Genomic DNA, 14203 nt, shown 5'->3' on the forward strand with positions numbered 1-14203 from the left:
CGGGTATCTTCGAACGGGTTCATGAGGAATGAAGATTATCTGTTAGCTATTCAAGTAGTAAAGTTGTAGTGAGTGTTTGTATTTTAAAATTCCAATTTACTTAATTAATTACTCTTCCTTGTACCTGTGATATGTGGAAATTTATCGTTTTTAATAGAAAAGCATCTTGTAGTAAAAATCAACAATATACCACATGCCTTATTATTCGCAAAATTGAACTGTAGTTCTCTGTTTAGTAATTTTGTATTAAACAATATAGATTAGAAAGTGTTTCATGTGAAACATTTGCTTATACAAAATAACGCTAGACAGGCTTTTTTTGTATAAAAAAGTAGAGACTACTATATTAATTGTCTTTTGTCGGTACTTGATTGATAATATCGTGAAATTTTTTAGGGGAATAAAAAGAGTGTAAGTATAAAATTATGTAACTTTGATATGGCAAACTCAATTCGAAAGATTTGTTATACAACAGGGGGTTGACCATTAAAACAATTATGTATATTTATGCAAAAAAAGTTGGAAATTTTTATTTTGCGAAAGATAAAAAAGTACACAAGAATCATCATTCCTGTGCACTTAAAGCTAATTAGAGTTATTTATTCATTAAAAAGTAAGTTTTTAATATAAGCGACAGGCATATCTTCATCTGTAAACAATTTGAAGGCTGCAGCTCCTTGATAAAGCATCATTCCTAAACCATTAATTGCTTTTTTAGCACCATGTTCTTTAGCAAATTTCAATAATTTTGTTTCTCTTGGAGAGTATACCACATCAAAAATTACTAAATCTGGTCTGATCATTGTTGGATCTTCAATTAGGCTAACGTCCTCTAACGGTTTCATTCCGGCGCCAGTTGCATCAATGTAAATAGAGCTTTCGGCAATAGACTTTTTGAATGCATCTTGATCGACCAAGTCAGTTGCAGTTGCAATACATTGAGTGTGTTCATTAATTTTCTTTGCTGTTTCTTTAGCGTTCTCAAAAACACCATCGTTCACATTGAAGATGCGAACTTCTTTAGCTCCTTCAAAAGCGGCTTGGACAGCTACTGCAGTTCCGGCTCCCCCAGCACCTGTCAAAGTGATGATAGCATCTTTCACTTCGACGTCTTCATCTTTCAAGGCTTCCATTGCACCAATACCATCAGTATTATATCCTACTAAGTACCCTTTGGCGTCTTTATTAGTTACAGTATTTACTGCACCAATTAGTTGGGCTTCGGGAGAAACTTCATCTAGATATTGGATAATTTCTTGTTTGTTAGGCATGGAGACATTCGAACCACGCAAACCTAAAGCACGGATACCTTGAACAGCATCTTTTAGCTGCTCGTTTTCAACCTCAAAAGCTAAGTAAGCATAGTCAAGACCTAGTTTAGCAAATGCTTCATTATGCATTGTAGGAGACATGCTGTGACGAATTGGATAGGCCATTAAACCAATCAATAATGTGTGTCCGGTTAATCGTTCAGTCATAAATAGTACCCTCACTTCTTTATATTTAGTTACATAGTCATTTTACGGTAGGGAACACATTAGTACTAATGCTTTATTTTGATAAGTTAGATAAAGAATTTTTATATAAGTCTAGCTTAGTTGTTTTGTGGTTAAAACTTTCTTTATTCAATCTGTGAAACGTAGCTAAGGCATTGCATCAAAAGGGATTTTGCGTTAAAGTAGAGGTTAGTCTGTGAAACATTTTATCTGTTTCACAATATGAGAGGATTTTCTATGAAGCCAGAAGAATTTCAAGCAGAATTAGCTAAACATGGCCTGGAAGTAAACAGTGCACAAATGGAGCAATTTTCCGCTTATTATAGACTCCTTGTTGAGTGGAATCAAAAAATGAATTTGACAGCAATTACGGAAAAAGAAGAAGTGTATTTAAAACATTTTTACGATTCTTTGACTTTACTTTTTTCTGAAGAATTTCAAGCTGACGGATCATTATGTGATGTGGGAGCAGGTGCGGGTTTTCCAAGCATTCCTTTGAAAATTGTTTGTCCGCAATTGCAAGTTACTATCGTAGATTCCTTAAATAAAAGAATCACTTTCCTTACCGAATTAGTAGAGAAACTTGGATTAGAGGATGTTTTTTTATATCATGATCGTGCGGAAACATTTGCTCAAAAAGAGATGTTGAGGGAATCTTTTGATTTTGTCACTGCTCGTGCTGTAGCACGCCTAAATGTCTTGGCTGAACTTTGTCTTCCTTTAGTTAAAAAACAGGGATATTTTTTTGCGTTAAAAGCAGCCAAAAGCGAGGAAGAGCTTGAGGAAGCGAAAAAAGCAATTGCTGTTTTAGGTGGAAAATTAGTTTATGAACAAGATGTTTCTTTGCCTAAAGATGGGGGTAGTCGTTATATTTTGACTATACAAAAGAAAAAGGAAACACCCAAGAAGTATCCGCGAAAACCGGGAATGCCTAATAAGCAACCATTGAAATAGGAGGAAAGTACATGGCACGCATTATTTCTGTCGCAAATCAAAAAGGCGGTGTCGGCAAGACTACTACTACTGTTAATTTAGGAGCTTGTTTAGCCTTCATTGGAAAAAAAGTCCTTTTAATTGATAGCGATGCGCAAGGTAACGCAACCAGCGGGCTGGGAATTAGAAAGCCAGACGTGAAAGAAGATATTTACGATGTCTTAGTTAATGAAGTTCCAATTAAGGAAACAATCATCCAAACTGAAAGAGAAAACTTGTCTATTGTTCCGGCAACTCTTCAACTAGCTGGGGCAGAAATTGAATTGACCTCCATGATGGCAAGAGAGTCTCGCTTAAAAGGAGCACTTAAAGACGTTAGTGATGATTATGATTTTATCTTAATTGACTGTCCACCGTCGCTGGGTCATTTAACTATCAATGCTTTTACAGCCAGTGATGCAATTTTGATCCCAGTTCAGTGTGAGTACTATGCATTAGAGGGACTAAGTCAACTATTAAATACAGTTCGGCTTGTTCAAAAACACTTTAATCCGGAACTTGAGATTGAAGGTGTATTGTTAACCATGTATGATGCTCGAACTAACTTAGGTGCGGAGGTAGTGGAAGAGGTTCGCCGCTATTTCCAAGAGAAAGTTTACGATACGATTATCCCACGTAATGTTCGGTTGTCTGAAGCACCAAGTCATGGCAAACCGATTATTGACTATGACCCACGTTCAAAAGGTGCGGAAGTGTATCAGACGCTAGCAAAGGAAGTGTTAGATCGTGAGCAAAAATAAAGGTTTAGGTCGAGGGATTGATGCGTTATTTCAAGACCTATCAGAAATTGAAGAGGTTGACATGAAAAATGATCAAATTATCGAAATTCCCCTCAGCGAATTACGTCCAAATCCTTATCAACCGCGGAAGTCATTTGATGAGACATCACTGCAGGAGTTAGCTAATTCGATTGAGCAGTCTGGTGTATTCCAACCAATTATTGTTAGAAAATCAGCAGTAAAGGGTTATGAATTAATTGCAGGTGAACGCCGTTTTCGTGCTTCAAAATTAGCAGGTAAAGAAAACATTCCAGCCATTGTTCGTGAATTTGATGAAGAGGCCATGATGCAAATTGCCGTATTGGAAAATTTGCAACGTGAAGATCTGAATCCTTTAGAAGAAGCAGAAGCCTACGATATGCTGATGAAGAACTTAAAATTGACACAAGCAGATGTTGCTGTGCGATTAGGAAAGAGTCGTCCTTATATCGCCAATTATCTACGTTTATTGACGCTGCCAAAACTAGTAAAAGAGATGGTTCAGGATGAGCGCCTTTCAATGGGACAAGCTAGAACTCTTCTAGGATTAAAGAAAAAAGATCAAATATTGAAATTGGCTAATCGTGCAGTGAAAGAAAGTTTAACTGTTCGTCAACTAGAACAAATAGTAACAGAATACAATGAGGGCAAAACAAAAGAGAAGAAAAAGGGCCCTCGTTTGTCCAAGGAAAAACCGTATTATCTAAGAGAAAGTGAAGATCGCTTAATGGATAAATTCGGAACTAGTGTTGAAATCGTTGAAAAGGATGGCAAGGGAAAAATTGAAATTGAGTACTTGTCACCGGATGATTTGACACGAATCTTAGACATTTTAAGTATTCATTTTGATGAAGCATAGGAGGAATACTATGTATGATTTAGGTGATATTGTTGAAATGAAAAAGCCGCATGCTTGCCAAACTAATCGTTGGGAAATTGTGCGCATGGGAGCAGATATTAAAATTAAATGTGTTAATTGTGGTCACGTTGTGATGATGACTCGTCGTGATTTTGAGAAAAAAATGAAAAAAATACTTGAAAAGAAAGTAAGCTAGAAATAAAGCAATACTTATCTTATATAGAAAGAGATGAAAAGAATGGCCTTAACAGCCGGAATCGTTGGCTTACCCAATGTTGGAAAGTCAACTTTATTTAATGCAATCACGAAAGCAGGAGCTGAAGCAGCCAATTATCCCTTTGCAACAATTGACCCCAACGTAGGGATGGTTGAAGTACCGGATTGGCGTTTAGAAAGATTAACAGAACTAGTAAAGCCTAAGAAAACAGTACCAACTACTTTTGAATTTACTGATATTGCTGGAATAGTTAAAGGTGCTAGCAAGGGAGAAGGGCTGGGCAACCAGTTTTTGAGCCATATTCGTCAAGTAGATGCGATATGTCATGTGGTACGCTGTTTTGACAATGAGAACATCACTCATGTTGAAGGACGGGTAGATCCAATAGAGGATATTGAAACAATCAACTTGGAGCTTGTGCTAGCTGATTTAGATTCTATAAACAAACGTTATGCACGAGTTGCAAAGGTTGCTAAAACTAAAGAAAAAAATGCAGTAGCTGAACTAGCCATACTGGATAAAATCAAACCTGTTTTAGAAGAAGGAAAATCAGCACGTACGATTGAATTCAATGATGAAGAACAGCACCTTGTTAAAGGTCTGTTTTTGCTAACTAGTAAACCAGTTTTGTATGTAGCGAATGTTGATGAAGAAACAGTTGCAGATCCTGATAAAAACCATTACGTTCAGGAAGTACGCAATTTTGCAACAACTGAAAATTCTCAAGTAATTATAATTAGTGCTGAAGCAGAGGAGCAGATTTCTGAATTAGATGATGAAGACAAAGAAGAGTTCTTAGAAGCAATGGGAGTTGAAGAATCAGGTTTGGATCAGCTAATTCGGACTGCTTACGATCTGTTGGGACTGGCAACTTATTTCACAGCTGGCGAGCAAGAAGTCAGGGCTTGGACTTTCCGTAAGGGAATGAAAGCTCCACAAGCAGCTGGTATTATTCATACTGATTTTGAAAGAGGGTTCATAAGAGCTGAAACGGTCTCTTTTGAAGACCTAGATAAATACGGAAGTATGAATACTGCTAAGGAAGCCGGACGTGTTCGATTAGAAGGAAAAGATTATGTCGTACAGGATGGCGACGTTATGTTATTCCGTTTCAATGTTTAAGCCGAAAGGGGTAAGAAGATGGAACCAGAAAAGTTGCAGGAGCTAGCGACAGAAAATCGTGAGCTAGAATCACATCTGACGAAACGCAATCAGCAATATATCTTTGATTTAAAAAAATCATTAGAAGCAGCAAATTTTACAATAGAGCAACAAGAGGAAGCACTGTACGATATGTTACCAACTCTAGTTGCTGAACAGAAAACTGGAAAAACAGCACGCCAACTTTTCGGCACGGTCTCAGAACGCTTGGAGGCTATCGTTAATAAACCAGTCAAAAATGAATTAGCAACAAAACCTGTTTTAATGTGGTTAGACAATTTTATGTTTCTATTTGGTCTATTGGCGCTTATATCAGGAGCTATGGCTCTGTTTGTTTCACGTGGAACACAAACAGCTACTTACGGTCTAACAGCCCTAGTTGTCGCATCAGCAACTGGTGGGTTAGTATTTTATTTCATGTATCTGTTTGTTTATCAATATGAACAACCTGGAGCAGATAAGTCTAAAAAACCTAAGACATGGAAAACTATTCTGATTTTAGGATCCATGACATTAGTCTGGTTTTTAATTTTCAATGGAGCAGTCTTCTTACCGTCATCTTTAAATCCGATTATCGATCCACTTGTATTAGCTGTGTTAGGTGGTATAGCTCTAGCTGCTCGCTACTTCTTAAAAAAACGTTTTGGTATTGTCAGCAGTTTAGCTGGACCAAGACCACAAAAATAAAAGAATGCGATCTTCCAAACTGGGGAGATCGTGTTTTTTTATTTAATTGATAATTTACATTATATTCTATTTTTAAAATTCAAACGCAGTCTGGGGGAGCAGAGCAAAATACTATTAGTAGTAATGATGAGTGACAGGTATATTTCGTGCACAGTTTGAGTTTTTTTAGCTTGATCAGTTGTTTTATACAAATGAAAATTTTCAGAAATACTTCATAATGGTTATTTGTAGTGATAAAAACCTAAACTAACTAAAAAGAGATTAGATAATCACAAATAACATCGATATTTGTAAAATTACTTAGCATACTAATTAAAATGACTATTTTAAACGAGCTTTTTTCTTGTTGAAAAGTATTGTTCAGGGCAGTAACATGAATAACTAAATTTTTTAGTAAATCGTTCACAACAGAGGTTGTTAAAAAATAATAATTAAAATAAAAGAACATATGTGCGTAAAAAAATAATATTATGCATGTACTTTTAATCACTGTTTTAGAAGAAGTAAGTAATTTATAAAAATATCGTATGCACTATTTTTTAGGGAAGGGTATGCTATTTATAGATGAGGATAATGGAAAAGGAATCAAAAATATAGACTCCTAATAGTTATCAAAATAGAAATGGTCAAAAGCTATATTCAGATGAAGAATTGTATATTTACGATAACCCTTGAAAAAAACAAAAAATTGGGACTTATAAACCTAAGTTTATGATGAAATATGTAGATAAAGGTATTTATTAACTAGGTAAACATTTTGTCAATTTACGTTTAGCTGATTTTTCTAACCAAGCACGGCATTATTTAATTAGTAACATTGAAAGTAAGTAGCAGTAGTTTAAAAAGTTGACGCATGAAGCTATTTTGATGTAAGAATAATTAGCTATATGGACCAAAAGTGAAGGTTAGATGAGGATTTATCTAGAGGTTGTTGACTTCCTTAAAGCCATCTGTTAATTTAATCAGTAAAAATAATTTAGAGGAGCGGTTACGAACAATGTCTAATTGGGAAACGAAATTTGCAAAAAAAGGTCTAACCTTTGATGATGTCCTATTAATTCCAGCGGAAAGTCATGTACTGCCAAATGAAGTAGACATGAGTGTACAACTAGCAAAAAATATTAAATTGAATATTCCTTTGATGAGTGCAAGTATGGACACTGTTACAGATGGTAAGATGGCAATTGCAATGGCACGTCAGGGTGGACTAGGTGTTGTTCACAAAAACATGAGTATTGCTGCCCAAGCAGATGAAGTTCGTAAGGTAAAACGTTCAGAAAGTGGCGTAATTATTGACCCATTTTTCTTAACACCTGACCATAAAGTTCAAGATGCAGAAGACCTAATGAGTCGTTATCGCATTAGTGGTGTACCCGTGGTTGAAACTTTAGAGAATCGGAAATTAGTTGGAATTATTACAAATCGGGATATGCGCTTTGTTACTAATTTTCAAACGTCAATTGCAGAAGTTATGACTAAAGAAAATTTAGTGGTTGCACCGATCGGAACTTCTCTAAAGGATGCAGAAAAAATCTTACAAAAGCATAAAATTGAAAAATTACCGATTGTCGATGATGAAGGTCGTTTAAGTGGACTAATTACTATTAAAGATATTGAAAAAGTAATAGAGTTTCCGAATGCAGCCAAAGATGAACACGGACGTTTGCTAGTAGCGGCAGCGGTTGGTGTAACAAGTGATACCTTTGAACGTACAGAAGCTTTACTGGAAGCTGGAGTAGATGGGATTGTTATTGATACTGCCCATGGGCATAGCGCGGGTGTTCTTCGCAAAATTGAAGAGATTCGATCAAATTTTCCAGATGCAACATTAATTGCAGGTAACATTGCAACTGCAGAAGGAGCCAAAGCACTCTATGATGCTGGTGTGGATGTAGTAAAGGTGGGGATAGGTCCTGGTTCTATTTGTACTACACGTGTGGTAGCAGGTGTGGGAGTTCCTCAACTTACGGCCATTTATGATGCTGCATCTGTCGCTAGACAGTATGGAAAAGCGATTATTGCCGACGGTGGTATCAAGTATTCAGGAGATATTGCTAAAGCGTTAGCTGCCGGTGGACATGCAGTAATGCTAGGTTCAATGTTGGCTGGTACGGATGAATCCCCGGGGGAATTTGAAATCTATCAAGGACGTCGTTTCAAAACGTATCGTGGAATGGGCTCATTAGGGGCAATGGAAAAAGGCTCAAGTGATCGCTATTTCCAGAGTGGTGTAAACGAAGCAAATAAGTTGGTTCCTGAAGGAATTGAGGGACGTGTTGCTTACAAAGGAAGTGTTTCTGATATTATTTTCCAAATGATTGGTGGATTAAAATCAGGCATGGGATACGTTGGGGCACCAAATTTGAAAGAACTGAGAGATAAAGCGCAGTTTGTTCAGATGAGTGGAAACGGATTAAAAGAGTCGCATCCTCACGATGTTCAAATTACTAAAGAAGCACCAAATTACTCTGTAGAACAATAAAAAATGTGAAAAAAAGAGGGAAGAATTCCTGGAATTCTTCCCTCTTTTTATATATAAATGAATTCAAAGATGGCCGCCGCTCCCATCCTAAATTTTCTTCGTTGCGTCTATTACTTGATAGCTTCCAAATTTCCCATATATGGTACCAGAACTTCAGGAATAGTAACAGAACCATCTTCATTTTGATAATTTTCTAAGATGGCTGTAACAGTACGACCAACGGCTAAACCAGAACCATTTAAAGTATGTGTATATTGAACCTTTCCGTCTTCATCACGATAACGGATCATTGCACGTCTTGCCTGGAAATCTTCACAATTTGAACATGAACTAATTTCTCGGTACGTATTTTGAGCAGGGACCCAAACTTCCAAATCATAAGTTTTAGCAGCCGAAAAACCCATATCACCAGTAGAAAGTGCGACCACTCGATACGGCAAATTTAGTTTCTGTAAAAGAATTTCGGCATCGTGAGTCATTTTTTCGAGCTCGTCATAAGAATGTTCTTTATCGCTGAATTTTACCATCTCTACTTTGTGAAATTGATGCAAACGAATTAACCCACGGGTATCTCTGCCTGCACTTCCGGCTTCTGAACGAAATGAAGGAGATAATGCTGTGAAATAAATAGGCAACTCTTTACCATCCAAAATTTCATGACTGTAATAATTTGTCAACGGCACTTCCGCTGTAGGTATTAATGTAAGGTCACGATCTTCAATCTGAAAGACATCTTCTTTAAATTTAGGGAATTGACCAGTACCAAACATTGCCTCGCTATTGACTAAGTATGGCGTAATCATCTCTGTATAACCTTGTTCATAAACATGTTCATCCAACATAAAATTATAAACAGCACGCTCTAATCGTGCGCCTAAACCCTTGTAATAAACAAAGCGACTTCCAGAAACTTTTGCACCACGCTCAAAATCTAGTATATCTAACCCTTCTGCAACTTCCCAGTGCGGCTTTGGTTCAAAATCAAATTGTCGTGGTACACTCCAACGACGTACTTCGACATTATCATCTTCATCTTCTCCGACTGGAACAGAAGTATGTGGTAAGTTGGGCAATGTAGTGGCTATTTCAGTTAATTGTGCATCAATTTCTGCAACTTCTTCATCTAGCTCTTTTATTTTAATGCCGACTTCTTTCATTTCAGCAATTTTGTTATCAGCATCTAATTTTTCACGTTTTAATTTGGCAATGTCACCAGATACGTCATTGCGATACTTTTTCAATTCTTCAGTTTTTACTAACAATTGGCGACGAAGTCCGTCTAGATCAATAAAGCGTTCCAGTATATCACTTTTTACCCCGCGGGTTGCCAATTTTTCTTTAACTTCTTCAAAATTGTGACGAATCATTTTTACATCTAACATGTTTTTTTCCTCCTTAGATAAAATAAAACACACCATTCCATCCCATAAATCTTGGGACGAAATAGTGTGTTATTTCGCGGTACCACCCGAGTTCAACCCAAAAGGTTGCTCCTTAGTTTGACAAGTATCGACTGTCTACCGGCTTTTCTTTCAAAAAGCACAGATTCCGAAACTGGATTTCTTTAAGCTGTCTGTTGGTTTACACCGTCCACCAACTCTCTAAAAAGACAAACTTATGTACTTGGTTTCCTGCATTGATATGAATATAAACAGTATAAGCAAAAAGAAAATTAAAGTCAATGTTCTTTAATTTTTAAGTTATTTTGCTAGATTAGCTTTCAAAGGCAAATGAATAATGAAGGATGTCCATTGTTTATTAGATTGAGCATAAATGTAACCACCATGCAAATTAACAATATTTTGAGAAATAGCCAACCCTAAACCAGTACCACTAATTTCTTGTGATCGGGACTCATCGACACGGTAAAACCGATCAAATAATTGATCCAAAGATTCACGCGGAATAGGAATACCATTGTTTTTAACTGTTATAATAGCCTCGGTATTTGCCTTTTCAAGTTGCATTACAATTCGTGTAGCACGACCACCGTACTTAAGCGCATTAGTGATAAGATTATTAAATACGCGAACGAGTTTTTCAGTATCACCGTCCATAATTAAACTATTTTCTGAAGTTTCTACAGATATCTGTATATTTTTTTTATTAGCTTCTAGTTCGAAATCAGCGGCCAGTTGTTCTAACAATTGCACCATGTCAAAAGACATAGCATTGACAGGAACAGTAGGTTGACGAACTTTGGTATATTCAAATAGGTCATCAACGAGTGACTTCATCTGTTTTGCCTTAATATAGGCGATATGCGTATATTTGAGAACTTCTTCTTTTGATTGATATTGTCCATCTTCAATGAGACCAAGATAACCTATAATGGAAGTTAAAGGTGTTCTTATGTCATGACTGACATTAGTTATCAGTTCATCTTTTGATTTTTCAATTTCACGTTCATCTTCAATTGCAGCTACAGTGCTATCAACCAAGCCATTAATGCTAGCAACGACTTTACTCAAATCACCGCGCAATTCAAAAGGAATTCGGTAATCGTAATTTCCATTAGCTATATAATGCAGCTCATTAATGATATGTCTTAACTGCATTTGGCGATAACGGCGAATCAGTCGCCAAAACACAACTAGTGCATCAACCACGAAAAAAAACGGAAAAAGAAAGTTTCGAGCACTTAAAAAAATATCGGTATTGAAATTTTGTGCAAAGATATTTCGTGAATTGTAAATAGCATCACTCAAATTGGGTGAATTTTCAATCATTTGAGTAAGAACGACCATAATAGCAACATTTAATAGAAGTAAAATGATAATAGTGACGATGCCCTCAGCAATTAGCTCGCTAATTTCCTTTGAAGTAAGAGTAACTCTCCGTTTTTTTTCTACCTTATTTTGCATCAATCTTGTATCCGACTCCCCAAACGGTTTGAATGACTTTTTCACCATCGGTTGCCTCTTCAATCTTATCACGTAAATGACTTACATGAACCATAACGGTTTTTGCAGAAACTATGCTTTCTTGCTTCCAAACACGTTCAAAGATTTCATCAGCACTAAATACACGGTTTGGATGACTGGCTAACAAATAAAGAATCCCAAATTCTAAAGCAGTCAATTGAATTTCTTTGCCATCCACAGTTTTAACTTCATGTGAATCTTTATTGATGATCAATGATTGGATCTCTAAGATGTCGGGTTGATCTTCAGCTACTTGCATTTTTGTTCGGCGCAACAATGATTTTACACGAGCCATAACTTCCAATGGATTGAATGGTTTAGTTACATAGTCATCTGCACCAGCTACTAATCCCTTAATTTTATCCATATCGGTTGTTTTTGCAGTTAGCATGATTATTGGAATTTGCGACTCTTTACGCAATTCCTTTACAACCTGCATACCATCCATTACTGGCATCATAATATCTAAAATAAGCAATTCAATATCTGAAGATGTCCTCAGTTTGCTCAGTGCATCCTTTCCATCATAAGCTTTTACGACTTCATAACCTTCGTTATGCAAGTAAATACTTAATAGTTCTACAATCTCTTTATCATCATCAGCAACTAATACTTTCATATAATGACCTCCATAATAAAAATATATTCTTGTATCTATTTTACCAGAGAAATAGATTGAAGGCGAAAATACGCTTTATGAGTTTAGGAAAAATCAAGATTACGAATTGCGAAAAAAATACCCATACCTTTAAATAAACAACCCTATATCAAACTAAAAACGAACAAAAATAGTTATGTAACATATATATATCGGGTTTGGAAAAAGCAGAAATTTTTTTCTTCTTTTTCATTGACCAACCGCTTTAAAACTGCTATATTATTCATTGTTCGAAAAAATAAAAACAATTTCAAATTGATAAAAAAGTCGTTGACAGATGACTGTAAATCAGTTATTCTATCAAAGTCGCATCTGAATGACTCAAACAAATCTAAAAAATCTTCATCAAAAAAAAGTTTAGAAAGTTGTTGACATTGAGCTGGCAACCTGATAAGATTTAAAAGTTGCTGATGCAACAAGAAACAGTTGATTTTATCAAGTAGACCTTTGAAAACTGAACGAATAAAACAAACCAAATGTGTAGGGCGCTTCTATTATAGAAGCAAACAACATAGCAAGCAATTGCTAGCGAATCAATTTTTAAATTGAGCTTAACAGTCGCAAGACTGTTTCAAACACTTTTTATGAGAGTTTGATCCTGGCTCAGGACGAACGCTGGCGGCGTGCCTAATACATGCAAGTCGAACGCTTTTTCTTCCACCGGAGCTTGCTCCACCGGAAGAAAAGGAGTGGCGAACGGGTGAGTAACACGTGGGTAACCTACCCTCGAGCGGGGGATAACACTTGGAAACAGGTGCTAATACCGCATAACAAAGAAAACCGCATGGTTTTCTTTTGAAAGGCGCTTTTGCGTCACTCGAGGATGGACCCGCGGTGCATTAGCTAGTTGGTGAGGTAACGGCTCACCAAGGCAACGATGCATAGCCGACCTGAGAGGGTGATCGGCCACATTGGGACTGAGACACGGCCCAAACTCCTACGGGAGGCAGCAGTAGGGAATCTTCGGCAATGGACGAAAGTCTGACCGAGCAACGCCGCGTGAGTGAAGAAGGTTTTCGGATCGTAAAACTCTGTTGTTAGAGAAGAACAAGGGTGAGAGTAAAAAGTTCACCCCTTGACGGTATCTAACCAGAAAGCCACGGCTAACTACGTGCCAGCAGCCGCGGTAATACGTAGGTGGCAAGCGTTGTCCGGATTTATTGGGCGTAAAGCGAGCGCAGGCGGTTTCTTAAGTCTGATGTGAAAGCCCCCGGCTCAACCGGGGAGGGTCATTGGAAACTGGGAAACTTGAGTGCAGAAGAGGAGAGTGGAATTCCATGTGTAGCGGTGAAATGCGTAGATATATGGAGGAACACCAGTGGCGAAGGCGGCTCTCTGGTCTGTAACTGACGCTGAGGCTCGAAAGCGTGGGGAGCAAACAGGATTAGATACCCTGGTAGTCCACGCCGTAAACGATGAGTGCTAAGTGTTGGAGGGTTTCCGCCCTTCAGTGCTGCAGCTAACGCATTAAGCACTCCGCCTGGGGAGTACGACCGCAAGGTTGAAACTCAAAGGAATTGACGGGGGCCCGCACAAGCGGTGGAGCATGTGGTTTAATTCGAAGCAACGCGAAGAACCTTACCAGGTCTTGACATCCTTTGACCACTCTAGAGATAGAGCTTCCCCTTCGGGGGCAAAGTGACAGGTGGTGCATGGTTGTCGTCAGCTCGTGTCGTGAGATGTTGGGTTAAGTCCCGCAACGAGCGCAACCCTTATTGTTAGTTGCCATCATTTAGTTGGGCACTCTAGCGAGACTGCCGGTGACAAACCGGAGGAAGGTGGGGATGACGTCAAATCATCATGCCCCTTATGACCTGGGCTACACACGTGCTACAATGGGAAGTACAACGAGTCGCGAAGTCGCGAGGCTAAGCTAATCTCTTAAAGCTTCTCTCAGTTCGGATTGTAGGCTGCAACTCGCCTACATGAAGCCGGAATCGCTAGTAATCGCGGATCAGCACGCCGCGG

At 37.7% G+C, this 14203-nt stretch carries 11 protein-coding genes and 1 rRNA gene (1 of these 12 running past the window's edge); 8 read left to right on the top strand and 4 right to left on the bottom strand.

The annotated features are described in order from the left end of the window. Nucleotides 1-599: 599 nt before the first annotated feature. Nucleotides 600-1478, bottom strand: a complete 879-nt coding sequence (locus IGI46_RS04170) for a shikimate dehydrogenase (protein WP_429962217.1) — start codon at nt 1476-1478, stop codon at nt 600-602. Nucleotides 1479-1733: 255 nt separating this feature from the next. Here IGI46_RS04170 and rsmG point away from each other — a divergent pair, with 255 nt between their 5' ends. From rsmG to guaB, 7 genes are all read left to right on the top strand, one after another. After that, the gene (rsmG, locus tag IGI46_RS04175; RefSeq protein WP_207705328.1) at nt 1734-2450 is read left to right on the top strand and encodes a 16S rRNA (guanine(527)-N(7))-methyltransferase RsmG; all 717 of its coding nucleotides are present in this window, start codon (nt 1734-1736) and stop codon (nt 2448-2450) included. Between the two features lie 11 nt (nt 2451-2461). After that, on the top strand, nt 2462-3229 hold the full coding sequence (locus IGI46_RS04180; protein WP_207705329.1) for a ParA family protein: 768 nt from the start codon (nt 2462-2464) through the stop codon (nt 3227-3229). Next, nucleotides 3216-4106 carry a ParB/RepB/Spo0J family partition protein gene (locus IGI46_RS04185; protein WP_207705330.1) on the top strand — a complete coding sequence of 297 codons (891 nt, stop codon included), beginning with the start codon at nt 3216-3218 and terminating at the stop codon, nt 4104-4106. Before IGI46_RS04180 ends, IGI46_RS04185 begins: the two co-directional genes overlap by 14 nt. A gap of 10 nt (nt 4107-4116) precedes the next feature. Continuing rightward, nucleotides 4117-4302 carry a DUF951 domain-containing protein gene (locus tag IGI46_RS04190; protein ID WP_207705331.1) on the top strand — a complete coding sequence of 62 codons (186 nt, stop codon included), beginning with the start codon at nt 4117-4119 and terminating at the stop codon, nt 4300-4302. A 42-nt stretch (nt 4303-4344) separates the two neighbouring features. Further along, complete coding sequence (gene ychF / locus IGI46_RS04195) at nt 4345-5445, top strand: redox-regulated ATPase YchF (RefSeq protein WP_429962218.1); 1101 nt, start codon at nt 4345-4347, stop codon at nt 5443-5445. A gap of 18 nt (nt 5446-5463) precedes the next feature. Further along, a complete protein-coding gene (locus IGI46_RS04200) occupies nt 5464-6171 on the top strand; it encodes a DUF1129 domain-containing protein (RefSeq protein ID WP_429962219.1) in 708 nt (235 codons plus the stop codon). A 997-nt stretch (nt 6172-7168) separates the two neighbouring features. Next, nucleotides 7169-8653, top strand: coding sequence for an IMP dehydrogenase (guaB, locus tag IGI46_RS04205; protein ID WP_429962220.1), 1485 nt, complete (start codon nt 7169-7171; stop codon nt 8651-8653). Nucleotides 8654-8763: 110 nt separating this feature from the next. On the opposite strand, the gene serS is transcribed toward guaB, so the two are convergent. The 3 genes from serS to IGI46_RS04220 form a co-directional block, all read right to left on the bottom strand. Further along, on the bottom strand, nt 8764-10035 hold the full coding sequence (serS, locus tag IGI46_RS04210; protein ID WP_429962221.1) for a serine--tRNA ligase: 1272 nt from the start codon (nt 10033-10035) through the stop codon (nt 8764-8766). A gap of 318 nt (nt 10036-10353) precedes the next feature. Next, on the bottom strand, nt 10354-11517 hold the full coding sequence (locus tag IGI46_RS04215) for a sensor histidine kinase (RefSeq protein WP_429964924.1): 1164 nt from the start codon (nt 11515-11517) through the stop codon (nt 10354-10356). Next, nucleotides 11507-12196: a response regulator transcription factor gene (locus tag IGI46_RS04220; RefSeq protein ID WP_010758780.1), complete on the bottom strand. Its 690-nt coding sequence runs from the start codon at nt 12194-12196 to the stop codon at nt 11507-11509. Before IGI46_RS04220 ends, IGI46_RS04215 begins: the two co-directional genes overlap by 11 nt. A 619-nt stretch (nt 12197-12815) precedes the next feature. Between IGI46_RS04220 and IGI46_RS04225 the strand changes: the two genes are divergently transcribed. Then, nucleotides 12816-14203 (top strand): 16S ribosomal RNA (locus IGI46_RS04225); it runs 171 nt beyond the window's last position.

This window comes from Enterococcus sp. AZ163, assembly GCF_050498925.1.
Classification (GTDB): Bacteria; Bacillota; Bacilli; order Lactobacillales; family Enterococcaceae; genus Enterococcus_A; species Enterococcus_A ferrettii.

What these genes read in the sequence shown, in the direction of transcription:
- IGI46_RS04170 (WP_429962217.1), bottom strand. Translation starts at nt 1,478, where the DNA reads ATGACTGAACGATTAACCGGACACACATTATTGATTGGTTTAATGGCC.
- rsmG (WP_207705328.1), top strand. Translation starts at nt 1,734, where the DNA reads ATGAAGCCAGAAGAATTTCAAGCAGAATTAGCTAAACATGGCCTGGAA.
- IGI46_RS04180 (WP_207705329.1), top strand. Translation starts at nt 2,462, where the DNA reads ATGGCACGCATTATTTCTGTCGCAAATCAAAAAGGCGGTGTCGGCAAG.
- IGI46_RS04190 (WP_207705331.1), top strand. Translation starts at nt 4,117, where the DNA reads ATGTATGATTTAGGTGATATTGTTGAAATGAAAAAGCCGCATGCTTGC.
- ychF (WP_429962218.1), top strand. Translation starts at nt 4,345, where the DNA reads ATGGCCTTAACAGCCGGAATCGTTGGCTTACCCAATGTTGGAAAGTCA.
- IGI46_RS04200 (WP_429962219.1), top strand. Translation starts at nt 5,464, where the DNA reads ATGGAACCAGAAAAGTTGCAGGAGCTAGCGACAGAAAATCGTGAGCTA.
- guaB (WP_429962220.1), top strand. Translation starts at nt 7,169, where the DNA reads ATGTCTAATTGGGAAACGAAATTTGCAAAAAAAGGTCTAACCTTTGAT.
- serS (WP_429962221.1), bottom strand. Translation starts at nt 10,035, where the DNA reads ATGTTAGATGTAAAAATGATTCGTCACAATTTTGAAGAAGTTAAAGAA.
- IGI46_RS04215 (WP_429964924.1), bottom strand. Translation starts at nt 11,517, where the DNA reads ATGCAAAATAAGGTAGAAAAAAAACGGAGAGTTACTCTTACTTCAAAG.
- IGI46_RS04220 (WP_010758780.1), bottom strand. Translation starts at nt 12,196, where the DNA reads ATGAAAGTATTAGTTGCTGATGATGATAAAGAGATTGTAGAACTATTA.